This is a genomic window from Micromonospora humida, assembly GCF_016901255.1.
Taxonomy (GTDB): domain Bacteria; phylum Actinomycetota; class Actinomycetes; order Mycobacteriales; family Micromonosporaceae; genus Micromonospora; species Micromonospora wenchangensis.
In genome coordinates, this window is the sequence record NZ_JAFEUC010000015.1 from 1 (window position 1) to 20,178 (window position 20,178).

General features: G+C 73.6%; 22 protein-coding genes. 12 read left to right on the forward strand and 10 right to left on the reverse strand.

Annotated elements, in window-relative coordinates; genetic code table 11:
* Positions 1-711: 711 nt before the first annotated feature.
* On the reverse strand, positions 712-1,998 hold the full coding sequence (gene tyrS / locus JQX11_RS25745; protein ID WP_204927705.1) for a tyrosine--tRNA ligase: 1,287 nt from the start codon (positions 1,996-1,998) through the stop codon (positions 712-714).
* 116 nt (positions 1,999-2,114) lie between these two features.
* Between tyrS and JQX11_RS25750 the strand changes: the two genes are divergently transcribed.
* The 4 genes from JQX11_RS25750 to JQX11_RS25765 all read left to right on the forward strand — a co-directional run bounded on the left by JQX11_RS25750 (position 2,115) and on the right by JQX11_RS25765 (position 4,493).
* Positions 2,115-2,489 (forward strand): PaaI family thioesterase, encoded by a 375-nt coding sequence (locus JQX11_RS25750; RefSeq protein ID WP_204927706.1) that lies wholly within the window; start codon positions 2,115-2,117, stop codon positions 2,487-2,489.
* Between the two features lie 99 nt (positions 2,490-2,588).
* Positions 2,589-3,815: an NRAMP family divalent metal transporter gene (locus JQX11_RS25755; RefSeq protein ID WP_204927540.1), complete on the forward strand. Its 1,227-nt coding sequence runs from the start codon at positions 2,589-2,591 to the stop codon at positions 3,813-3,815.
* Positions 3,812-4,189 (forward strand): hypothetical protein, encoded by a 378-nt coding sequence (locus tag JQX11_RS25760; RefSeq protein WP_204927541.1) that lies wholly within the window; start codon positions 3,812-3,814, stop codon positions 4,187-4,189. Before JQX11_RS25755 ends, JQX11_RS25760 begins: the two co-directional genes overlap by 4 nt.
* A complete protein-coding gene (locus JQX11_RS25765; protein ID WP_204927542.1) occupies positions 4,176-4,493 on the forward strand; it encodes a PRC-barrel domain containing protein in 318 nt (105 codons plus the stop codon). Before JQX11_RS25760 ends, JQX11_RS25765 begins: the two co-directional genes overlap by 14 nt.
* Before the next feature lie 12 nt (positions 4,494-4,505).
* Here the strand turns inward: JQX11_RS25765 and JQX11_RS25770 are convergent, their stop codons facing one another.
* The 3 genes from JQX11_RS25770 to JQX11_RS25780 form a co-directional block, all read right to left on the reverse strand.
* A complete protein-coding gene (locus tag JQX11_RS25770; protein ID WP_204927543.1) occupies positions 4,506-5,828 on the reverse strand; it encodes a hemolysin family protein in 1,323 nt (440 codons plus the stop codon).
* 221 nt (positions 5,829-6,049) lie between these two features.
* Positions 6,050-6,667: a YgjV family protein gene (locus JQX11_RS25775; RefSeq protein WP_204927544.1), complete on the reverse strand. Its 618-nt coding sequence runs from the start codon at positions 6,665-6,667 to the stop codon at positions 6,050-6,052.
* Between the two features lie 9 nt (positions 6,668-6,676).
* Positions 6,677-7,180, reverse strand: a complete 504-nt coding sequence (locus JQX11_RS25780; RefSeq protein ID WP_204927545.1) for a GNAT family N-acetyltransferase — start codon at positions 7,178-7,180, stop codon at positions 6,677-6,679.
* 141 nt (positions 7,181-7,321) lie between these two features.
* Between JQX11_RS25780 and ppdK the strand changes: the two genes are divergently transcribed.
* From ppdK to pflA, 4 genes are all read left to right on the forward strand, one after another.
* Positions 7,322-9,982: a pyruvate, phosphate dikinase gene (ppdK, locus tag JQX11_RS25785; RefSeq protein ID WP_204927546.1), complete on the forward strand. Its 2,661-nt coding sequence runs from the start codon at positions 7,322-7,324 to the stop codon at positions 9,980-9,982.
* An 11-nt stretch (positions 9,983-9,993) separates the two neighbouring features.
* Positions 9,994-10,446 (forward strand): hypothetical protein, encoded by a 453-nt coding sequence (locus JQX11_RS25790; protein ID WP_204927547.1) that lies wholly within the window; start codon positions 9,994-9,996, stop codon positions 10,444-10,446.
* 143 nt (positions 10,447-10,589) lie between these two features.
* Positions 10,590-12,833, forward strand: a complete 2,244-nt coding sequence (gene pflB, locus JQX11_RS25795) for a formate C-acetyltransferase (protein WP_204927548.1) — start codon at positions 10,590-10,592, stop codon at positions 12,831-12,833.
* On the forward strand, positions 12,830-13,615 hold the full coding sequence (gene pflA / locus JQX11_RS25800) for a pyruvate formate-lyase-activating protein (RefSeq protein ID WP_307826356.1): 786 nt from the start codon (positions 12,830-12,832) through the stop codon (positions 13,613-13,615). Before pflB ends, pflA begins: the two co-directional genes overlap by 4 nt.
* A 9-nt stretch (positions 13,616-13,624) precedes the next feature.
* Here pflA and JQX11_RS25805 read toward each other — a convergent pair whose 3' ends face one another.
* Positions 13,625-13,924, reverse strand: a complete 300-nt coding sequence (locus tag JQX11_RS25805; protein ID WP_232378599.1) for a helix-turn-helix transcriptional regulator — start codon at positions 13,922-13,924, stop codon at positions 13,625-13,627.
* Between the two features lie 151 nt (positions 13,925-14,075).
* Here JQX11_RS25805 and JQX11_RS25810 point away from each other — a divergent pair, with 151 nt between their 5' ends.
* Together JQX11_RS25810 and JQX11_RS33495 are read left to right on the forward strand one after the other, a co-directional pair.
* Positions 14,076-14,252 carry a hypothetical protein gene (locus JQX11_RS25810; RefSeq protein ID WP_204927549.1) on the forward strand — a complete coding sequence of 59 codons (177 nt, stop codon included), beginning with the start codon at positions 14,076-14,078 and terminating at the stop codon, positions 14,250-14,252.
* A gap of 8 nt (positions 14,253-14,260) precedes the next feature.
* Entirely contained in the window at positions 14,261-14,614 is a 354-nt protein-coding gene (locus JQX11_RS33495; protein ID WP_307826364.1) for a hypothetical protein, read from the forward strand.
* On the opposite strand, the gene JQX11_RS25820 is transcribed toward JQX11_RS33495, so the two are convergent.
* Positions 14,529-14,999, reverse strand: a complete 471-nt coding sequence (locus tag JQX11_RS25820; RefSeq protein ID WP_088645166.1) for a cyclic nucleotide-binding domain-containing protein — start codon at positions 14,997-14,999, stop codon at positions 14,529-14,531. The genes JQX11_RS33495 and JQX11_RS25820 overlap by 86 nt on opposite strands.
* A 322-nt stretch (positions 15,000-15,321) precedes the next feature.
* Here JQX11_RS25820 and JQX11_RS25825 point away from each other — a divergent pair, with 322 nt between their 5' ends.
* Positions 15,322-16,206, forward strand: a complete 885-nt coding sequence (locus JQX11_RS25825) for a universal stress protein (protein WP_204927550.1) — start codon at positions 15,322-15,324, stop codon at positions 16,204-16,206.
* A 112-nt stretch (positions 16,207-16,318) separates the two neighbouring features.
* Positions 16,319-17,188: a universal stress protein gene (locus JQX11_RS25830; protein WP_204927551.1), complete on the forward strand. Its 870-nt coding sequence runs from the start codon at positions 16,319-16,321 to the stop codon at positions 17,186-17,188.
* A 3-nt stretch (positions 17,189-17,191) separates the two neighbouring features.
* Here JQX11_RS25830 and JQX11_RS25835 read toward each other — a convergent pair whose 3' ends face one another.
* The 4 genes from JQX11_RS25835 to JQX11_RS25850 form a co-directional block, all read right to left on the reverse strand.
* Positions 17,192-17,815 (reverse strand): FMN reductase, encoded by a 624-nt coding sequence (locus JQX11_RS25835; protein WP_204927552.1) that lies wholly within the window; start codon positions 17,813-17,815, stop codon positions 17,192-17,194.
* Entirely contained in the window at positions 17,812-18,957 is a 1,146-nt protein-coding gene (locus tag JQX11_RS25840; protein WP_204927553.1) for an LLM class flavin-dependent oxidoreductase, read from the reverse strand. The genes JQX11_RS25835 and JQX11_RS25840 overlap by 4 nt, the downstream gene beginning before the upstream one ends.
* A gap of 113 nt (positions 18,958-19,070) precedes the next feature.
* Positions 19,071-19,445: a hypothetical protein gene (locus tag JQX11_RS25845; protein ID WP_204927554.1), complete on the reverse strand. Its 375-nt coding sequence runs from the start codon at positions 19,443-19,445 to the stop codon at positions 19,071-19,073.
* Between the two features lie 80 nt (positions 19,446-19,525).
* Positions 19,526-20,131: a DNA-3-methyladenine glycosylase gene (locus JQX11_RS25850; protein WP_204927709.1), complete on the reverse strand. Its 606-nt coding sequence runs from the start codon at positions 20,129-20,131 to the stop codon at positions 19,526-19,528.
* Positions 20,132-20,178: the final 47 nt, after the last annotated feature.

Here is a 20,178-nt window from a genome sequence, read left to right on the forward strand (position 1 = left end):
CAAAAGTGTTGCCAAAGGAATCCGAAACCGAACAGACCAAAGCCTGCCCAGCCCGGGGTATAAAACAATTGGCACTGGCTTTACAAGCACCCTGTTGAGTTCTCAAAGAACAACCACACACCACCCGGAAGCCCCGCAACAGCAGAACCCCCGACCTGGGGCATTTCCTTCACCACACCCCGCGCTTCCGCGCTGGGCACTTTTACTACGTTACCCGGTGGTATCCGCCGTGTCAAACCGCTCTGCAGCGATCCGCACCACTTCCACCACAATTTCCACACACCACGAACACACCCGGCTCACGCCGGAAGCCCTCGTGATTTCCGCCAGGCCGGCCGGTGCGGTCTCCCACACGCTCGCCCGGTTCCCTGCCGGCGTCACACACTACCCGGTCGGTTTCGCCCCACCAAATCGACCCCCCGGGCCGATCCGGGCACCGCCCGGTCCGCGCTCTGCGAAGGACAACCCCGCGAAGCCGGTGCCTCACACCGCGCTCCGGCCTTCGGGGTGTTCGCCCCGGTTCGTCCGTTCCGCGCTGGCAGAGAGAAAGTTACGCGTCCGCCGAGATGATCGTCAAATCCGGCGGACGCGTCGCACGTCACACTGCCGCACACCGGCCGCCCGTCGAGCGGGGCCATCCGTCGGAGGCCGTCCTCGCCGGGCCGCACACGGACGGGGCCTGCCGGGGACGGCGAGGACGGGCCGACCGGGTCAGGAACGCAGCTCGACCCCGGCGAAGGAGCGCTTGCCCCGGCGTAGCACCAGGTAGCGACCGTGCAGCAGGTCGGCCGGGTCGACGGTGGCGTCGACGTCGGTGACCCGGATGTTGTTCACGTACGCGCCGCCCTCGGTGATCACCCGGCGGGCCTCCTTGAGGCCACCGACCAGTCCCGCGTCGCGCAGCAGCCCGGCCACATCGGGGAGTTCGCCGGTGAGCTGCACCAGCCCGGCCTCGGTCAGCGCGGCACGCAGCGTCTCCGGGGCCAACTCGTCGAGCGAGCCCCGACCGAAGAGCGCCTGACTGGCGGCGACGGCCTGCCGGGTCTCCTCCGCACCGTGGACCAGGGTGGTGAGTTCCTCGGCGAGGGCACGTTGGGCGCCACGGGCCGCCGGCCGTTCCGCCGTCTCCTTCTCCAGCGCCTCCAGCTCCTCCCGGGAGCGGAAGCTGAAGTACCGCAGGTAGCGGGTGACGTCCCGGTCGTCGGCGTTGACCCAGAACTGGTAGAAGGCGTACGGGCTGGTCATCTCCGGGTCGAGCCAGACCGCACCGCCCTCGGTCTTGCCGAACTTGGTGCCGTCGGAGCGGGTGACCAGCGGGGTGGTGAAGGCCTGCACCGGGCCGGCCCCCCGGCGACGGACGTAGTCGACGCCGGCGGTGATGTTGCCCCACTGGTCGGAGCCGCCGTACTGGAGCTGGCAGCCGTGCCGGCGGTGCAGCTCGAAGAAGTCGTTGGCCTGGAGGAGCTGGTAGCTGAACTCGGTGAAGCTGATGCCGGTCTCCAGCCGGGCCCGCACCACCTCGCGGGCCAGCATCTTGTTGACCGGGAAGTGCTTGCCGACGTCCCGCAGGAACTCGACCACCGACATCTCGCCGGTCCACTCCAGGTTGTTGACCAGTTGCGCCGCGTTCTGCCCGGTGTACGACACGAACGGCGCGAGTTGGTCGCGGATGCGCTGCACCCAGCCGGCCACCACCTCGGGCGGGTTGAGGGTGCGCTCGGCGCTCTCCTTCGGGTCGCCGATCTGGCCGGTGGCACCGCCCACCAGCAGCAGCGGCCGGTGCCCGGCGAGTTGGAGCCGGCGGGCGGTGGTGACCTGCATCAGGTGGCCGACGTGCAGGCTGGGCGCGGTCGGGTCGAAGCCCACGTAGAAGGTGGCCGCCCCGCCGTCGAGCAGGTCGCGCAGCTCGTCGGGGCCGGTGGAGTCCTGGATCAGGCCGCGCCACCGCAGGTCTTCGGTCAGGGAGTCCCGCCCGTGCGGGAGGTTGCTGTCGGTCACGGTCACCGATTCTCCCCCATCGCCGACCTGGGGCCGTACCGGGTTTGCCGCCTGCGGGCGCGGCTAGGCTGGCCGGGCCGGTGCGACGAGGAGGAACAGCCGTGGAGATCCCGGAGATGACGGACGGCCTGGTCGGTCTGCTGGGGCTGACGTTCGACGAGGCCAGCGGGGACCGGGTGGTCATCCGGTGGAAGGTGCGGCCCGAGCTGCACCAGCCGGCCGGCATCCTGCACGGCGGGGTCTACTGCGCGGTGGTGGAGACCGTCGGCAGTGTGGGCGGCACGCTCTGGCTGGGCGACCGGGGCAGCGTCGTCGGGGTCTCCAACCAGACGGACTTTCTGCGCGCGGTCCGCGAGGGCGAGCTGGTGGCCGTGGGCACGCCGGTGCACCGGGGGCGCAGCCAGCAGCTCTGGCAGGTGGAGATCACCGACGCGGAGGGGCGGTTGGTGTCGCGGGGTCAGGTGCGGTTGCAGAACCTCAGCCGGGACTGACCCGCCGGGCGGAAGCGGCGAGCCTGCCCGTTTCGCCCGGTACGAGGGGCGCTGCGCCGATATCGTCGCCTCGATGACCGCCGCCGATCCCGTCCGCACGTGAGGAAGCTCCTCGCCGCCACCCTCGGGGTGCTCTCGGCCATCGGTGGTTTCGTCGACATCGGCGACCTGGTGGCGGCGAGTCAGGCGGGGGCACGCTTCGGCATGGCCCACGCCTGGGTGCTGCTGCTCGGCGTGGTCGGCATCTGCGCGTACGCGGAAATGGCCGGACGGATCGCGGCGGTCAGCGGCCGGGCGGTGTTCGACCTGGTCCGGGAGCGGTTGGGTCCCCGCGTGGCGCTGCTCAACCTGGCGGCGTCCTACCTGGTGACGGTGTTGACCCTGGCCGCCGAGCTGGGCGGGGTGGCGCTGGCCCTGCAACTGGCCTCCCGGGTGAGTTACCTGCTGTGGGTGCCGGTCGCGGCGTTCGCGGTCTGGCTGGTGCTGTGGCGGATGCGGTTCCAACTCATGGAGCGGGTGTTCGGGCTGGCCGGGCTGACCCTGCTGGTCTTCGCCGTGGCGTTGTTCTGGCTGCCGACGGACTGGGCGGCGCTCGGCCACGACGCCCTGCACCCGAACCCGGCCGGGCAGGGCTGGGGGGCGTACTGGTTCGTGGCGGTGGCGCTGTTCGCCTCCACAGTCAGCCCGTACGAGGTGTTCTTCTTCTCCTCCGGCGGGGTGGAGGAGAACTGGAGCGCCGCCGACCTGGCCGACGCCCGGTCGAGCGTGCTCATCGGGTTCCCGGTCGGCGGCCTGCTGGCGTTGTCGCTGATCGCCACGGCCGCGGTGGTGTTCCACCCGGCCGGGGTGTCGCTGTCGAGCCTCGACCAGGTCGCCGAGCCGGTGGTGCTGGCGTTCGGCGGGGTGGGGCTGGCGGTGGCCGCGCTGGCGTTCTTCGCGGTGACCTTCGGGGCCGCGTTGGAGACCGGACTGTCGGCGGCGTACGCGGCGGCGCAGTACTTCGGCTGGCAGTGGGGCAAGCGGGTCAGCCCCCGGGAGGCCGCCCGGTTCCACAGCGTGCTGCTGGTCAGCGTGCTGGCTGGCACGCTGCTGCTGGCCACCACCGTCGACCCGGTGCGGCTGACCGAGTACATGCTGGTCGCCAGCGCGGTGGTGCTGCCGTTGACGTACCTGCCGATCCTGGTCGTCGCCAACGACCGGACGTACCTGGGGGACGACGTGAACGGGCCGTGGCTGAACCTGCTCGGTGCGGTGTTCCTGCTGGTGATCGTGGCGGCGTCGGTGGCGGCGGTTCCGCTGGCGGTCGGGACGGGGATGGGGCGGTGAGGGTCCAGCTCGGCCGGCAACTGCTCGACCGGCAGATCGTCGACGCCGACGGGCTGCTGCTGGGCAAGGTCGACGACGTCGAGTTCGCCGTCGACGAGCGGGGCGTGCCGTACGTGGCGTACCTGCTGACCGGGCAGGGCGCGCTGGGGCGGCGGATCGGTGGCCGGGTCGGGCGGCTGCTGGTGGCGCTCGCCGACCGGTTCGCCGAGGAGGCGTCGGCCCCGCTGCGCATCCCGTTCGGCCGGGTGGCCCGGATCGACAGTGCGGTGCGGCTGCGGGCCCGCGCCGACGAGTTGCCCCGCCCGCCGGTGGAGACGTGGCTGCGGCGGCACCTGATCGACCGGATTCCGGGGGCCGACCGTGCGAGCGGGTGAGCTGCTCGGGCGCACCGCGTACGACCTGCACGGCCGGCGGCTGGGGCGGGTGGTGGACGTGGTGGTGCGGGGGGACTTCCCGGACGGCCGGCTGCGGCTGACCGACGTGCTGGTGACCGGTCACTGGTGGAGCCGGGTGTGGGGCCGGTTGATCGGGGCGCAGCGGCACCCGTCCGGCCCCTGGCTCATCCGGGTGACGGCGCAGGCGTTGAGCCGGGACACCCGCCAGTTCCCCGCCGACCAGATCCAGCTGCTGCCCCCGGTGCCGGGTTTCCCGTTCGGCGACCCGACGCCCCCGGACTGACCCCGGGGCGGGTCAGGCGTGGGCCTCGTCGGGTACGGGTTCCGGTTCCTCGGCGGGGGTCGCGGTCGGGGCGTGGTGCAGCCGGATCTGGGTGATGGCACGCTGGTCGACGCCGGTGACGGTGATCTCCCAGTCGTCGATGGTGACCTGCTCCCCGGCGACGGTGGGGATGTGCCCGAGGCAGGACAGCACCATCCCGGCGACGGTGGTGTAGTCACCGGCGGGCCGGTTGGGCACCTCGACGCCGATGTCGGTCAGGTCGTGCACGGGGAAGGTGCCGGGCAGCACCAGCGAGCCGTCGTCCTCGGTGCGCACCGCGCGGACGTCCCGGTCGGTCTCGTCGTAGATCTCCCCGACGATCTCCTCCAGGATGTCCTCCAGGGTGACGATGCCGTCGACCGCGCCCCGCTCGTCGACCACCAGGGCGATGTGCTGCCGTTCGGCCTTGAACTGGCGCAACGCGTCGACCACCGGCAGCGAGTCGGGCAGCAGCATCGGCGGGCGGGCGCAGTCGTCGACCGGCCGGTCGTCCGGCACCCCCACCAGGTCCCGCAGGTGGATCACGCCGACCGCGTCGTCGAGGCCGCCGTGGCGGACCACCGGGGCCCGGGAGTGGCCGGTGGCGGCCAGCAGCAGCCGGGCGGCCTCCGCGGTGGTCCCGCTGTCGAGCGTGAAGACCTGCAACCGGGGTACGAGCACCGCGCGCAGCTGGCGGTCGGCGATCTCCACCGCGCCGGCGATGATGGTGCGTTGTTCCTTGGTGAAGCCGTGGTTGCCGGCGACGATGTCGCGCAGCTCGTCCGGGCCGATCTCGTCGGGCTGGTGCTTCGGGTCGACCCCGGCGAGGCGGACCACCAGGTCGCTTGTCGCGCCGAGCAGCCACACCGCCGGGCGGGTGAAGCTGGACAGGATGTCCAGGGGGCGGGCCACCAGCAGCGCCCAGCGTTCGGCGCGCTGCATGGCGATCCGCTTCGGGGCCAGCTCGCCGAAGACCAGGGTGACGAAGGTCAGCACCAGGGTGACCAGCACGATGGCCACCGTCTCGGCGGCGCTGCCGAGGAACCCGAGCAGCGGCACCAGCGGCTTGGCCAGGGAGACCGCGGCGGCGGCCGAGGCGAGGAAACCGGCCAGGGTGATGCCGATCTGGATGGTGGCGAGGAAGCGGTTCGGGTCCTTGGCGAGCCGGGCGAGCACCCGGCCGGCCCGGCTGGAGCGTTCCAGCCGCTGCACTTGGCTGTCCCGCAGCGACACCAGCGCCATCTCGCTGCCCGCGAAGATCGCGTTGAGCACCACCAGGACTCCGACCAGGGCCAACTGGCTCCAGTAGCTCTGCACGCCCGGCACTCTCCCTCAGGCGGTGGGCGTCGGCGACACCGCCGACGCCGCCGGACGGAGGACCCGCCCGGCGTAGCCCAGTCTGTGCCCAGCCGCGCGGTCCGCGAACCCTCCCCACGGCCATCGGCCCGAGCGGCGGCCCGGCCCCGACCGGCCGTTCACTGACCGCCGCTACGGAGGCCGGCGCTCAGGGCTGCCCGGCGGCCGGCGCTGCCCGGCGGTCAGGCCAGGTCGAGGACGTACGCGTCGCCCTCGGGGCGGAAGCCGAGCCGGTGGTAGTAGGGGGCGACCATGCCCGGTGGGCTGACCACCCGGCGGAACCCCCGGTCGGTGAACAGGCTGCTGCGGCGGTAGACGAACTCGCCGGGGGTGAAGTCGCGGAAGCGGCGGGTGACGTAGTCCAGGTCGATCTGGGCGACACCGTCCGCCTCGGCGTGCGACAGCACCACCCCGACCACCTCGTCGTGGCGTACCACGAGGAAGGCCGACCGGTCGGCGGCGGCCGGGGGTGGGCGGAAGTCGGGGTTGAACCGGGCGATGTCGGCGGCGTGCACCCGCAGCGTGTGGGCCAGGAACTGGTCGCCGACGCCCACCTCGACCACCTGGTAGGCGCGGTCGTCGTGCCGGGTGGCCAGCATCTTCCGCAGGTACCACACGTTGATCACGGCGAGCACCACGTTGAGCCCGACCATCGGCCAGACCTGCACGGCGGCGTTGTAGCCGATCAGGATCAGGCAGCCGACCAGGTTGAGGGCGCGCAGCCGCAGGATGCGCGTCTGCAGCAGCGACCAGACCAGCAGCGCGGAGCCGGCCCAGCCGACGAGTTCGAGCCAGTTCACTCCGCGAGACTAGTGCCCGCCCTGGTCAGCGGGGACGTCGGGCAGCTCCAGCAGCCATTCCTCGACCTCGACGCCCCGGCCGGGGGCGAATCCCGAGTCCTCGCCGACGACGACGAAGCCGCACTTGCGCAGCACCGCCAGGGAGGCCCGGTTGTCCTTCGCGGCGCGGGCACGCAGCGGCCGGTGCGGCAGCTCCCGCAGCAGTGCGGTCAGCGCGGCGGTGGCGTGCCCGCGCCCCCACCGGCGCGGGTCGATCCAGTAGCTGACCTCGGTGTGTTCGCCCACCGGGAACGCCGCCACGTGCCCGACCACCGCGCCGTCGACGACCACCGTGCGGTTGACCACGGTCGGGTCGGCGCGGATGCGGGCCCAGTGCGCGTCGAAGACCCCCCGGTCGGTCGGGTCGGCCGGGCCGAACGCCGCCATCCAGGCCGCCTCCGGGTCCTGCTCGTGGGCGAAGAAGTGCGGCAGGTCGTCGTCGCGCACCGGGCGCAGGGACACATCGGCGGTCACCGCCGGAGGATACGCACCGGCACCGACACGTCGGGACCTGTGGCCCGGTCGGCGTACCGTCCGGCCCTGCCGGTGGACCCCCCGGCGTTGCTACCAACGAAGGGACAGGTCCGACCGGCGAGTGGAGTGGAGGCCGGGGCCATGACCAGGTACGTCTACGACTTCATCGAGGGTGACCGCAGCAGGGCCGACCTGCTCGGCGGCAAGGGCGCCAACCTCGCCGAGATGACCCGGCTCGGGTTGCCGGTGCCGCCCGGCTTCACCATCGGCACCGACGCCTGCCGGGCGTACCTGGCCACCGGGTCGCCGCCGGACGGGCTGTTCGCGGAGGTCGACACCCACCTGCGGCGGGTGGAGCGGCAGGTGGGCCGGCGGCTCGGCGACCCGCACGACCCGCTGCTGCTGGCGGTGCGTTCCGGCGGCCGGTACTCGATGCCCGGGATGATGGAGACGATCCTGGACATCGGGCTCACCGACGCCACCGTGGCGGGGTTGGCCGCCCGCACCGGCGACGCGAGGTTCGCGTGGGACGCGTACCGGCGGTTGATCCAGATGTTCGGCCGGACCGTGCACGGGGTGCCGGCGGAGGAGTTCGACCACGAGTTGGCCGCCCTGCGGGCCACCGCCGGCCCGGACGGGCCGGACGCCGGACAGCTGCGCGACCTGGTGTCGACGTACCAGAAGATCTTCCTGCGGGCGGTGGGGCACGAGTTCCCGCAGTCCCCGCAGGAGCAGTTGCGGCAGGCCGTGCAGTCGGTGTTCGCGTCGTGGAACTCCGCGCGGGCCCGGATCTACCGGCGGCAGGAGCACATCCCCGACGACCTGGGCACCGCCGTCAACGTGATGGCGATGGTCTTCGGCAACCTCGGCCCGGACTCCGGCACCGGGGTGGCGTTCACCCGGGACCCGGCCACCGGCCTGCCCGGCGTGTACGGCGACTACCTGCCCGACGCCCAGGGCGAGGACGTGGTGGCCGGCATCCGCAACACCGTCGCCCTGCCCGAGCTGGCCCGGCTCGACCCGGCGAGCTTCCAGCAGCTCACCGGGGTGCTGGCCACGCTGGAACGGCACTACCGGGACCTGTGCGACGTGGAGTTCACCATCGAACGCGGCACGCTGTGGATGTTGCAGACCCGGGTCGGCAAGCGGACCGCCGCCGCCGCGTTCGTGATCGCCGCCCAGCTCGTCGACGAGGGGCTGATCACCCTGGACGAGGCGTTGTGCCGGGTCAGCGGGGCACAGTTGGGTCAGTTGATGTTCCCCGCGTTCGACCTGGCCGGCGCGCCGCCGCCGCTCACCGTCGGGGTGGGGGCGTCGCCGGGGGCGGCGGTGGGCCGGGTGGTGTTCGACTCGGCCGCCGCGACCGCCGCCGACGGGCCGGTGATCCTGGTGCGTCGGGAGACCAACCCGGACGACCTGCCCGGCATGATCGCCGCTGCCGGGGTGCTCACCGCACGGGGCGGGAAGACCTCGCACGCCGCCGTGGTGGCCCGCGGCATGGGCCGCACGTGCGTCTGCGGCGCGGATGCGCTGGTGGTCGACCCCGATCGGGGCGAGTTCACCGTCGGCGACCGGGTGGTCCGGGCCGGTGAGGTGATCTCGATCGACGGGACCACCGGCCGGGTCTACCCGGGTGCGGTACCGGTGCAGCCCTCCCCCGTCGCCCGGTACCTCGCCGGTGAGCTGGACCCGCAGGCCGACCCGCTGGTGGCGGCCGTGCACCGGCTGCTCGGGCACGCCGACGCGGTACGCCGGCTCGGGGTGCGGGCCAACGCGGACACCGCCGCCGACGCCCGTCGGGCCCGCGCGCTGGGCGCCGCCGGCATCGGGCTGTGCCGCACCGAGCACATGTTCCTCGGCGGGCGGCGGGAGCTGGTGGAACGGCTGATCCTGGCCGAGGGGCCGGACGCGGTGGCCGGGGCGCTGGCGGCGCTGCTGCCGTTGCAGCGGGCCGACTTCACCGAACTCCTCGCCGCGATGGACGGCCTGCCGGTGACGATCCGGCTGATCGACCCGCCGCTGCACGAGTTCCTGCCGCCGCTGGCCGAGCTGACCGCGCGGGTCGCCCGCGCCGAGGCGTCGGGCCGGGACCCGGGACGCGACGGGCGACTGCTGACGGCGGTCCGTCGGATGCACGAGGCCAACCCGATGCTGGGGCTGCGTGGGGTGCGTCTCGGGCTGGTGGTGCCCGGGTTGTTCGCCATGCAGGTGCGGGCGGTGGCCGAGGCGGCGGCGCAGCGGGTCCGCGACGGCGGGGACCCCCGCCCGGAGATCATGGTGCCGCTGGTGGGTGACGTGCGGGAGTTGGCGGTCGTGCGGGCGGAGGCCGAGCGGGTGCTCGCCGAGGTGCCCGACGCGCCGGCCGTGCCGATCGGCACGATGATCGAGGTGCCCCGGGCGGCGCTGACCGCCGGACAGATCGCCACCCAGGCGCACTTCTTCTCCTTCGGCACCAACGACCTGACCCAGCTCACCTGGGCGTTCTCCCGCGACGACGTGGAGGGGTCGTTCTTCGGGGCGTACCTGCAACGGGGGATCTTCGAGGTGTCGCCGTTCGAGAGCCTCGACACCGTCGGGGTGGGCCAGCTCGTGCGGCTGGCCGTGGCACAGGGGCGGGCCACCCGCCCGGAGTTGACCGTCGGGGTCTGCGGCGAGCACGGCGGCGACCCCGACTCGGTGGCGTTCTTCGCCGACGCCGGCCTGGACTACGTCTCGTGCTCGCCGTACCGGGTGCCGGTCGCCCGGCTCGCGGCGGGCCGGGCCGCCGTCGCCGCCGGCACCGGCACGTCCGACAGCCGATAGGAGGCAGCGCCATGACCGCGATCTTCAACCCGACCGGACCCGCCACGCTGGGCCCGCCGCCGGTGCCGCGTACCCCGGTGGAGGCCACCGGGACAACGACGGCCGGGCCGGTGGGGCCGGTGCTGGCGCTGCCCGGTTCGCCGGCCGCCGCGCTGGTGCCGGTGACCCGCGACGGGCGGGCCGTCGGGACGTTCGTGCTCGCCGACGGGCGGGTCCGCTACCAGGCGCTGCCCGACCCGGACCGGGTGCTCGCCGCCGCGGCCGGTGCCGCCGCCGTCGCCCTGCTCACCGCGGGCGTGGCGGTGGTGGCGCGGCGTCGGCCACCGGCGATCCGCACGGTCACCATGGGGCCCGGCGGCTGGGTCAGCCTGCGCGGAGCGCGGGTGCCCGCACTGCGCCCGGCGACGCCCCGGCCGTGGTGGGCGCGGCTGCTGCGCGCCCAGCGGCTCGTCGTGCGGCGCTGACCGGCCGCCGGGGGTCTTTGGTCCCGGGCGGGGGTGGTCCTGCGCCTCTGCCCGGGACGGACCGACCCGACGAGGCTGATGGTGCAGGCGCAACACCCCGGCGGCCCAGGCCGCCGGACCCGACCAGCGCGGAAGGACCGATCATGACCGGCACCGCACATCTCGACCCGTGGCGCGGCTTCACCGGCGACGCCTGGCGCGACACCGTCGACGTGGCCGCCTTCGTCCGGGACAACCACGAGCCCTACACCGGGGACGCGTCGTTCCTCACCGGACCCACCTGCCGCACCCTGGAGGTCTGGGGCACGCTGCGGTCGATGTTCGTCGAGGAACGCCGACGCGGCGTGTACGACGTCGACGCCGCCACCCCGTCCACCATCACCGCGCACGCCCCCGGGTACATCGACCGGGAGCGGGAGCTGATCGTCGGGTTGCAGACCGACGCGCCGCTGCGCCGGGCCATCATGCCGGCCGGTGGGCTGCGGATGGTGGAGACCGCGCTGAAGGCGTACGGCTACCCCGCCGACCCGCAGGTGCACCGGATCTTCACCACGTACCGCAAGACGCACAACGACGCGGTGTTCGACGCGTACCCGGCCGACGTGCTCGCCGCGCGCCGCTCGCACGTCATCACCGGGCTGCCCGACGCGTACGGGCGGGGGCGGATCATCGGCGACTACCGGCGGGTGGCGCTGTACGGGTTGGACCGGCTGGTCGCCGAGCGTAAGGCGCTCAAGGCGGCGCTGGACGACCGGCCGTCGACCGACGAGGTGATCCGGGACCGGGAGGAGCTGGCCGAGCAGATCCGGGCCCTCGGCGAGCTGGCGCAGATGGCGGCGGGCTACGGCTACGACATCTCCGGGCCGGCGACCACCGGCCGGGAGGCGATCCAGTGGCTGTACTTCGCCTACCTCGCCGCCACCAAGGAGCAGAACGGCGCGGCGATGTCGCTGGGACGTACCGCCGGGTTCGTCGACGTCTACCTGCGGCGGGACCTGGCCGAGGGACGGCTGACCGAGATCGACGCCCAGGAGCTGGTCGACGACTTCGTGATCAAGCTGCGGATCGTCCGGTTCCTGCGCACCCCCGAGTACGACCAGCTCTTCTCGGGCGACCCGACCTGGGTCACCGAGGCGCTCGGCGGGATGGGTGCCGACGGCCGGCCGCTGGTCACCCGGACCAGCTTCCGCTACCTGCAGACCCTCTACAACCTCGGTCCCGCGCCGGAGCCGAACCTGACGGTGCTCTGGTCGCCCCGGCTGCCGGTCGGGTTCAAGCGGTTCTGCGCCCAGGTGTCGCTGGACACCAGCGCCATCCAGTACGAGAACGACGACCTGATCCGGCCCGCGTACGACGACGACACCGCGATCGCCTGCTGCGTGTCGGCGATGCGGGTGGGCCGGGACATGCAGTTCTTCGGCGCCCGCGCCAACCTCGCCAAGGCCCTGCTGTACGCGATCAACGGCGGGCGCGACGAGATCACCGGTGAGCAGGTCGCCCCGGCCAGCGCCCCGGTCGGCGGGGAGACCCTCGACTACGCCGAGGTGCTGGCCGCCTACGAGCGCACCCTGGACTGGCTGGCCGAGACGTACGTGGACGCGTTGAACGTGATCCACCACCAGCACGACCGGTACGCCTACGAGCGGCTGGAGATGGCCCTGCACGACCACCCGGTGCGCCGGTTCATGGCCACCGGCATCGCCGGGCTGTCGGTGGCGGTGGACAGCCTCGCCGCGATCCGATACGGCAAGGTGAAGGTGCTGCGCGACGACACCGGGCTGGCGATCGACTACGTGGTCGAGGGGGAACCGCCGACGTACGGCAACAACGACGAGCGGGCCGACGCGATCGCGGTGTGGCTGACCGAGACGTTCGCGGCGAAGCTGCGCCGGCAGCGCACCTACCGCGACGCGGAGCTGACCATGTCGGTGCTGACCATCACCTCCAACGTGGTGTACGGCAAGCACACCGGCAACACCCCGGACGGCCGGCGGGCCGGTGAACCGTTCGCCCCGGGCGCGAACCCGATGAACGGCCGGGACAGCCACGGGCTGGTGGCCGCCGCGCTGTCGGTGGCGAAGCTGCCGTACGACGCCGCCCGCGACGGCATCTCGCTGACCTCGACGGTGACCCCGGACGGGTTGGGTCACACCCGCGACGAGCGGATCGACAACCTGGCCGGGGTGCTGGACGGCTACACCGACGCCGGCGGGTTCCACCTCAACGTCAACGTGCTGGACCGGGCCACCCTGGTCGACGCGATGGCGCACCCGGAGCGCTACCCGCAGTTGACCGTCCGGGTCTCCGGGTACGCGGTGAACTTCGTCCGGCTCACCCGGGAACAGCAGGAGGACGTGGTGTCCCGGACCTTCCACGGGTCGCTGTGAACCTCCGGCCGCCCGACGCCGTCGCCACCGCCAGCCGGCGGGGCGACGGCGTGCCGACCGGGGCGGTGCACTCGTGGGACGTGTCGGTGGGGGTCGACGGGCCGGGCACCCGGTTCGTGGCCTTCCTCGCCGGCTGCCCGCTGCGCTGCCGGTACTGCCACAGCCCCGACACCTGGTACCGGCGCAGCGGCCGGCACCAGACGGTGGACGAGCTGATGGCGCAGATCGAGCCGTACCGGCGGTTCATCGCGGTGGCCGGTGGCGGGGTGACGATCAGCGGCGGCGAGCCGCTGATGCAGCCCCGGTTCACCGGCGAGGTGCTGCGCCGCTGCCACGATCTCGGCCTGCACACCGCGCTGGACACCTCGGGTTTCCTCGGCGTCCGCGCCGACGACGCCCTGCTCGACGCCACCGACCTGGTGCTGCTGGACGTCAAGTCGTGGGACCCGGCGACCTACCGCCGGGTCACCCGCACCGGGTCGGTCACCCCGACGTTGCGCTTCGGCCGCCGGCTCGCCGACCGGGGCACCCCGATCTGGGTACGGTTCGTGCTGGTCCCCGGCCTCACCGACGCCGAGGAGAACGTGGCGGGCGTCGCCGACTTCGTCGCCGGGCTTTCCACCGTGCAGCGGGTCGAGGTGCTGCCGTTCCACCGCCTCGGCGCACACAAGTACGCCGAGCTGGGGCTGACCTTTCCGCTGGCCCGCACGGAACCGCCTACCCCGGAGCTGGTGGCCCGGGTCCGGGGCCAGTTCGCCGAACGCGGCCTGACCGTCACCTGACCCGGCGTCTCAGCCCTGCTCGTCGTCGTCTGCCGACGGCCTGGGGCGGCGGTGGTCCCGGATGTACGCCTCGACGTCGGACCGCAGCCACACCGAGCCGACCGACAGCGTCTGGAACGGGCGCGGGAAGTTCGGATGCAGCGCGATGGCGCGGAAGCGCGACCGGCTGACGTTCAGCATCTTCAGGATTTCGCCTGCGGCGACGAGTGGCCCCGGCACCTCATCAGTCATGCCCGAAAGGTAGACCGGTGCGCGCGTGCCGGGGTTGACACGATCAAATTTGCACGCTAGCTCAATCGCGCTAGCCATGACACGACCATAACAACGCGCTCATGTAGACGCGTCGACATTGACACTGGGGTGACCGGCGGTGTGGAATCGGTGACGCGGTGCCTCCGACCTGGTGGAGCTGGGCTCGGCGGGGCGGGGTGCCGCGACGACCCCACCCCCGGGAGGCGCAATGTGTCGACACCGAGCGGTGCCGTACCTCATCGAGTTGGCCTGGCGCTGCCTGGACCAGCACCGCGACCGGCGGTGCGAGCGGTGCACCGGCACCGGCTTCTGCCCGGCGGCGGAGGCCGCGCGCACCCGGATCAGGGCGTGGCGTCGGTACCGCAGCGTGTTCGGTCGGCGGTGAACGCGCCCCTGCCGAGGGCGGGCGACCTGCTCCTGCTGACCCGGGCGGCAAGCGTCCAGTTCCTCAGGCCGGTCCGGTTCCGGGTGATCCGGGTGCTCGACTGGCCGACGTACGACGGCTGGGTCTGGCTCGACGGCTACCGGCTCGACGACCGGGACGAGGCGGTGGCCCGCCGGACGGTCTTCGTCCAACCCGCCGGACTGGTCACCGCTCCCCGGACCGCCCCGACGCCGGCACGGCGGTCCGGGCCGACGGGAGCGTCGACCCGGGCGCGGGTCAGCTCGCGGCCGAGGTCGGGTAGCCGTACAGGTCGAGCAGCCGGCCCCGGGACGCCTGGAGCCGGTCCACCACCACGCTCATGAACCGGGTGGTGAGCTGCCGACCCAGGGCGTCGTCGGACTCCATCAGCCGGCGTACCCCCTCGGCGGTGAACTCCACGGTCGGGGTCCGCCGGACGGCGACCGCCCCGAACTGCCAGCGGTACGGCGGGAACAGCCACGACCAGCCCAGCACCCCACCGGCCCCGATCGACTCGATGCCGACGTCGCCGCGTGCGGGGACCGGGAAGTCCAGCGCCACCTCACCGCCCCGGACCAGCCAGAACCGTTCCGCCGGCTGACCGGCGCGGAACAGCCGGTGACCGGGGTGCCAGACCACCGGTCGGGCGTACCCGGTCAGCCGGGGCAGCCACTGCGGCGGCAGCCCGGCGAGGAAGGGGTGCTCGGTGAGCATCTCCAGAGGGGTCATCGGGGTGCCCTTCGCCGGTGGTCGTCGCCTCCATGGCACACCCGTCGGCGGCCGGGCGGCAGGGCCGTTGGTCCCGTGACCTGCGGCGGATCGCCCGAGCCGCGGCCGACCCCGGGGTGCGCCGCGACGGCGACGTGACGCTCGATCAACTCCAGGGCACCGAAACAGCGGTGTCCGGCGGCTCCGAAACCGCTACTTCGGCGACATTGCGCAGCGCCCACCGACCGCCCCACCCGGGACCTTGGGCCCGCCGGTCGGGGCGGACGCCCCTGACCGGGCGGGCCGGGCCCGACCAGGCTGGAGACGGACGAAGGAGGACGTGATGACCAACAGAGCCGGTGCCCCCGTCGTGGTGGGTGTGGACGGTTCCCGATCGGCGTTGGACGCGGTCGGGGTGGCCGCCCGGGAGGCCGTCGCCCGCAACCGCCCGCTGCGGGTGGTGCACGCGTTCATCTGGCCGCTCTTCGGTGCCCCGCTCGGCCCCGCGCCCAGCGGACCGCCCGACGGCGGGCTGCGCAACGAGGCCGAACGGATCGTCACCGAGGCGGTCGCCGAAGCCGGCAAGATCGCTCCGGAGCTGACCGTCACCGGGTGCCTGTGCGACGGCGCGCCGACCCCGGTGCTGCTGCGCGAGGCCCGCGACGCGGCGCTGGTGGTGCTCGGCACCCGAGGGCTGGGCGGCTTCGCCGGGCTGCTGATCGGTTCCGTGGCGGTCCAGGTCTCGGCCCGTGCCGACTGCCCGGTGCTGGTGGTCCGGGGTGAACCACGGGCCGACGGCCCGGTGCTGGTCGGGGTGGACGGGTCGGCGCTGTCCACCGAGGCGCTCGGCTTCGCCTTCGCCGCGGCGGCGCAGCGCGACACCGGGCTGCTGGCCGTGCACGCCTGGCTGACCCCGGCACCGATCGGCCCGGGTGACGTGCTGCCGCTGGTCTACGACGTGGAGGCGGTCGCCGCCGAGGAGGAACGGGTGCTCGCCGAGGCGCTGGCCGGCTGGTCGGAACGCTATCCGGACGTGCCGGTGACCCGACGGCTGGTGCCCGGCGCGGCGGCCCGGGTGCTGGTCGAGGCGTCGGCGTCGGCCCAGCTCACCGTCGTCGGCGCGCACGGCCGCGGTGCCCTGGGCGGGATGCTGCTCGGTTCGGTCAGCCACGCGGTGCTGCACCACGCGCACAGCCCGCTGGTGATCGTCCGACGCCCGGCGGCCTGACCGTCGCGGTGGCGGCACGCCCGGCCGGGTCACCTGCCGGCGCGGGCGGGCCGGCACGTCGACAATGGGTCGGACCGGCAACGAGTGCTGGGCCGATCTCCTGGGAGGGCTGATGAACCGACCGGTAGTGGTGGGGGTGGACGGATCGCCGGCCAGCCTGGCCGCCGCGGAGCAGGCCGCCCACGCGGCGGTGCTGCGCGGCGTACCCCTGCACCTGGTGCACGGCTACCTGCATCCGCTCGGGTACGGCGTCCCGCTGAACCCGTACGACCTGGGGGTGCCGGCGCCGTCGGAGGAGGCGCAGCGGATGTTGGAGCGGACCGCCGCCGAGCTGGCCGACAGGTGGTCGGGGCTGACCGTGCAGGCGCGGCAGGTCGCCGGTGGTGCCGGCGCGACCCTGGTCGAGGAGTCCCGCCGGGCCGGCCTGGTGGTGGTGGGCAGCCGGGGCCTGGGCGGGTTCACCGGGTTGCTGCTCGGCTCCGTCGGCGCGCAGGTCGCCGCGCACGCGCACTGCCCGGTGCTGGTGGTGCGCCCGGATACCCCCGCGGGTCGCCCGGACGGGCCGGTGCTGGTGGGCGTGGACGGCTCGCCGGCCGCCGGGGTGGCCGCCGACCAGGCCGCCGCCGAGGCCGTCCGGCGGGGGGTCCCGCTGGTGCTGGTGCACGTCGGCCCCACCCCGCCGGAGCGGGACGGGGCCGACGCGGAGCAGGCCGAGGCCGGGTACCGGGCGCACGCCGTGCGGCTGCTCGCCGAGGCGTCCGCCGCCGTGCGCGCCGACCACCCGGACGTGGTGCTGCGGGAGCATCCGGTCCGGGCGGTCGGGGTGGCGCAGGGCCTGGTCGAGGCGAGCGCGACGGCGTCGGTGCTGGCCGTCGGCACCCGGGGGCGGGGTGGTTTCACCGGCCTGCTGTTGGGTTCGGTCAGCCAGGCGGTGGTGCAGCACGCCCACTGCCCGGTGCTGGTGGCCCACCCGTACCGGTGAGGCTCAGTCCTCCCGACCGCCGAGGAGCTGCGCGAAGTCGGTGGTGAGGGCGAACGGGTCGGCCGGCCCGGTGGCCGGTGGACGCCTGTCGACCTGGTCGGCCAGCTCCCGGCCGGCACGCTGGATCCGGGACCGCAGCGCCCCCTCGGCGGTGCCACCGGACCAGTCCTCGGGCGCGGCGAACACCGACGTCGGCAGCACCACCGCCCGCAGGTAGCCGAACATCGGCCGGACGGCGTGTTCCAGGGCCAGCGAGTGCCGGGCGGTGCCGCCGGTCGCGCCGATCAGCACCGGCCGGTCGACAAGCGCCTGGGCGTCCACCACGTCGAAGAAGGACTTGAACAGCCCGTTGTAGGACGCGTTGAAGATCGGCGTGACGGCGACGATGCCGTCGGCGCCGGTGACCGCGTCCAGGGCGGCCCGCAGCTCGGTCGACGGGAAGCCGGTGAGCAGGTTGTTCACCACGTCGTGGGCGTGGTCGCGCAGCTCCACCACCCGCAGCTCCACCTCGTCGCCGCGCCCGACCAGCTCGTCGCGGGCGGCCGCGGCGAGCTGGTCGGCGAGCAGCCGGGTGGACGACGGCTGGCTCAGCCCCGCCGACACCACGGCCAGGGTGCGGCGGGTCATCGCCGGCCCTCCGCCCCGGCCCCGGCCAGGTCACCGGCGTCGGCCGCTCCGGTGGCCGCCTTGTCGGCGGCGTCGCGGGCGGCGACCAGCGAGGCGTGGGTGGGCGCGACCGGCACGTGCGCCGGGCGCAGCGCGTCGAACTCCTTGCGCAGCACGGGTACGACCTCCTCGCCGAGCAGGTCGAGCTGCTCCAGCACCGTCTTCAGGGGCAGCCCCGCGTGGTCGAGCAGGAACAGCTGCCGCTGGTAGTCGCCGACGTACTCGCGGAAACCGAGGGTACGGTCGATGACCTGCTGCGGGCTGCCCACGGTCAGCGGGGTCTCCCGGGTGAACTCCTCAAGCGACGGCCCGTGCCCGTAGACCGGCGCGTTGTCGAAGTACGGCCGGAACTCGCGGACCGCGTCCTGCGAGTTGCGCCGCATGAACACCTGGCCGCCGAGCCCGACGATGGCCTGCTCGGGCGAGCCGTGGCCGTAGTGGGCGAAGCGCTGACGGTAGAGGCCGACCATCCGCTGGGTGTGCTCCTTGGGCCAGAAGATGTGGTTGGCGAAGAAGCCGTCACCGTAGTACGCGGCCTGCTCGGCGATCTCGGGGCTGCGGATCGAGCCGTGCCAGACGAACGGCGGCACGCCGTCGAGCGGGCGCGGGGTCGACGTGAACGACTGCAACGGGGTACGGAACTTGCCCTGCCAGTCGACGACGTCCTCGCGCCACAGCCGGTGCAGCAGCTCGTAGTTCTCCACGGCCAGCCGGATGCCGTTGCGGATGTCCTGCCCGAACCACGGGTAGACCGGCCCGGTGTTGCCGCGCCCCATCATCAGGTCCACCCGGCCATCGGCCAGGTGCTGGAGCATGGCGTAGTCCTCGGCGATCTTCACCGGGTCGTTGGTGGTGATCAGCGTGGTCGAGGTGGACAGCAGCAGCCGCTCGGTGCGGGCCGCGATGTGCCCCAGCATGGTGGTGGGCGAGGAGGGGACGAACGGGCGGTTGTGGTGCTCACCCGTGGCGAAGACGTCGAGACCGACCTCCTCGGCCTTGAGGGCGATGGCCACCATCGCCTTGATCCGCTTGTGCTCGGTCGGCTCCCGTCCGGTGGTCGGGTCGACCGTGACATCGCCGACGGTGAAGACTCCGAACTGCATGACCAGCTCCTCGTATCTGAGATACCGGGACCGTTCGTGGTACCCGGACGTCGCGCACAACATAGTTGCAGCGTCAACTATTCCGGCGGCGACCACGCGCGGGGTGGCCCCGGTCACCCCACCGGCGGCCGCTCCCCCTCCGGGGGCGTACCCGGGCCGGGCTGGTCCGATGCGCCCGACGGCGGACCGGCGGGAGCCGCCGGAGCATCCCCGGCGGGACCGGTGGCCGGCGGTACGGCGTCGGACGGGCCGCCCGTGGGCGACGGGCCGGCGGGTGGCGTGGGGTGCGACGACGCGGCGGGCATGCCGTACCCGGCCGGACCGGGCGGGGGCCAGGACGGGGCCGGGGGTGGCCCGGGTGGGGTCGGCCGGCGGCGGGCCAACTGCACCGCCACCACGACCACCGCGGCCAGCACCAGCATCACCAGCAGCGGAATGACCACGCAGGCCAGCCGACCGACCAGCACTCCGGCGTCGTGTGAGTCCATCCGGGCCACCTCCAGGGTCATGATTGTGCGCGAATGCCAGCGAGCCGGCGGTCCCGTCGACCGGCCGGTCGACGGCCGGGTCAGGTACGACGTCGGGGTACGTGCCGGCGGTAGGGGCTGACCGTCGGGTCACCGGTGATCCAGAACCGCCAGGGCACGTCGTGGGCGGCGGCCACGCCGACCCGGGGGCCGGCGGAGACCTCGGCCCGGGTGACCGGCCGGATAGGCGGGCTCAGCAGCAGGGGGCCGCTCCCGTCGAGCACGCAGGTGCCGTTCGCCGACACGGTGACGCCGAGCGCGACGGCCAGCCGGGCCGGCCCCCGGGCCAGGTCCCGGTCGGCGACGTCGCCCCGACGGGCGCGGGCGGTCGGCAGCCCGTCGACCACCTCACCGGCGCGCACCAGGACGGCTGCCGCCTCCCCGTCCCGGCCGCAGACGATGTTGAGACACCAGTGCATGCCGAACACGAAGTACGTGTAGGCGTGCCCGGCCGGACCGAACATCACAGTGGTCCGGGGGGTGGGGCCCCGGTGGGCGTGCGACGCCGGGTCCTCGCCGGTGCCCGCGTACGCCTCCACCTCGGTCAGCCTGATCCGGACGCCGCCGGCGGCGAGTTCCCAGCCGAGCAGGGTGCGTGCCGTCGCGGCGACCTCGGCGGCGGGGGCGTGCAGCCACGGGTAGTCCACCGGTCCAGGAAACGCCACCCGGCGAAGATCGGCAAACCGACGGAAAC

Excerpts from the sequence above, each read along its gene's own strand:
- JQX11_RS25750 (WP_204927706.1), top strand. The coding sequence starts at position 2,115 with ATGACGGACGGCCTGGTCGGTCTGCTGGGGCTGACGTTCGACGAGGCC.
- ppdK (WP_204927546.1), top strand. The coding sequence starts at position 7,322 with ATGACCAGGTACGTCTACGACTTCATCGAGGGTGACCGCAGCAGGGCC.
- JQX11_RS25790 (WP_204927547.1), top strand. The coding sequence starts at position 9,994 with ATGACCGCGATCTTCAACCCGACCGGACCCGCCACGCTGGGCCCGCCG.
- pflB (WP_204927548.1), top strand. The coding sequence starts at position 10,590 with ATGACCGGCACCGCACATCTCGACCCGTGGCGCGGCTTCACCGGCGAC.
- JQX11_RS25805 (WP_232378599.1), bottom strand. The coding sequence starts at position 13,924 with ATGGCTAGCGCGATTGAGCTAGCGTGCAAATTTGATCGTGTCAACCCC.
- JQX11_RS25810 (WP_204927549.1), top strand. The coding sequence starts at position 14,076 with ATGTGTCGACACCGAGCGGTGCCGTACCTCATCGAGTTGGCCTGGCGC.
- JQX11_RS25820 (WP_088645166.1), bottom strand. The coding sequence starts at position 14,999 with ATGACCCCTCTGGAGATGCTCACCGAGCACCCCTTCCTCGCCGGGCTG.
- JQX11_RS25825 (WP_204927550.1), top strand. The coding sequence starts at position 15,322 with ATGACCAACAGAGCCGGTGCCCCCGTCGTGGTGGGTGTGGACGGTTCC.
- JQX11_RS25830 (WP_204927551.1), top strand. The coding sequence starts at position 16,319 with ATGAACCGACCGGTAGTGGTGGGGGTGGACGGATCGCCGGCCAGCCTG.
- JQX11_RS25835 (WP_204927552.1), bottom strand. The coding sequence starts at position 17,815 with ATGACCCGCCGCACCCTGGCCGTGGTGTCGGCGGGGCTGAGCCAGCCG.
- JQX11_RS25840 (WP_204927553.1), bottom strand. The coding sequence starts at position 18,957 with ATGCAGTTCGGAGTCTTCACCGTCGGCGATGTCACGGTCGACCCGACC.
- JQX11_RS25845 (WP_204927554.1), bottom strand. The coding sequence starts at position 19,445 with ATGGACTCACACGACGCCGGAGTGCTGGTCGGTCGGCTGGCCTGCGTG.